The organism is Mycobacterium sp. E787, from assembly GCF_001668725.1.
Lineage (GTDB): Bacteria > Actinomycetota > Actinomycetes > Mycobacteriales > Mycobacteriaceae > Mycobacterium.
Genome location: NZ_LZKL01000090.1, coordinates 1 through 1,288 on the forward strand (window position 1 = coordinate 1; position 1,288 = coordinate 1,288).

Here is a 1,288-nt window from a genome sequence, read left to right on the forward strand (position 1 = left end):
TCGGGCACCGTGGTGTTCGACGGGACCGACATCAACGACAGGCTGGGCCGCGAGAGGGCTTTGGCGTTTCGCCGGCGGGTACAGCCGGTGTTCCAGAACCCTTACAGCAGTTTGGATCCCAGGTATTCGGTGTTTCGTGCCGTCGAGGAGCCGTTGCGGATCCATCGGGTGGGCGACCGCAAGCAGCGCGAACGGGCGGTGCGCGAGCTCCTCGACCAGGTGGCTCTGCCATCGTCGGTGTCGGCGCGGCTGCCCCGCGAACTCTCGGGCGGCCAACGGCAACGTGTCGCCATCGCCCGGGCGCTGGCGCTGCGGCCCGAGGTCCTGGTGTGCGACGAGGCGGTGTCGGCGCTCGACGTGCTCGTGCAGGCGCAGATACTGGACCTCCTGGCGGAGCTGCAATCCGAACTGGGCCTGACCTACCTGTTCATCAGCCACGACCTGGCGGTGATCCGGCAGATCGCCGACGATGTCCTCGTGATGCGCGCGGGCCGGGTGGTCGAGCGGGCCCCCACCGAGGAGCTGTTCACCCGGCCGCGCCACGAGTACACGCGCCGGTTGTTGGAGGCGATTCCCCGCCCGTCCTGAGGCCTTGGGCGGGGCCCCGATAGGTTGGCACGTTGTGACCGCTGACCCGCTGGCCTCGCTGATGGAGCTGTCCGGCGTCGCCGAGGCCAGCGACCGGGCCCGCGACGCGCTGGGGCGCGCACACCGCCATCCGGCCAACCTGCGCCGCTGGCCGGTGACCGCGGCCGAGGCGGCGCTGCGGGCGGCGCGCGCGTCGTCGGTGCTCGACGGCGGTCCGGTCCGGCTGGACGACCTGGCTGAGGCCGGCCAGATCCGTGACCCGGTGTTCGGCGGGGCGCTGCGGGTGGCCCAGGCGCTGGAAGGCGGGGGTGGGCCCCTGATCGGGATCTGGCAACGGGCGCCGTTACAGGCGCTGGCCCGCCTGCACGTGCTCGCGGCGGCCGACCTGGCCGACGACGATCGGCTCGGTCGCCCGCGAACCGACGCGGAGGTGGGCACCCGCCTGGCGCTGCTGGCACGGCTGGTGGCCGGCGGGACCCGCGCTCCGGCGCCGGTGGTGGCCGCCGTCGCACACGGCGAGTTGCTGACGCTCGGGCCGTTCGGCAGCGCGGACGGCGTCGTGGCCCGCGCGGTTTCGCGGCTGGTGACGATCGCCAGCGGACTGGATCCCCACGGATTGGGCGTGCCCGAGGTGAATTGGATGCGCCGGCCCGCCGACTACCGCGATGCCGCGCGGGGGTTCGCCACGGCCGCCGAGCGG

At 73.5% G+C, this 1,288-nt stretch carries 2 protein-coding genes; both read left to right on the top strand.

The features are described from left to right. Positions 1 to 588, top strand: a 588-nt coding sequence (locus A5705_RS17865; protein WP_156763154.1) for an ATP-binding cassette domain-containing protein, incomplete at its 5' end; no start/stop codon positions are given. 34 nt (positions 589 to 622) lie between these two features. Then, on the top strand, positions 623 to 1,288 hold a 666-nt coding region (locus A5705_RS17870; RefSeq protein WP_068278944.1), incomplete at its 3' end, for an oxidoreductase.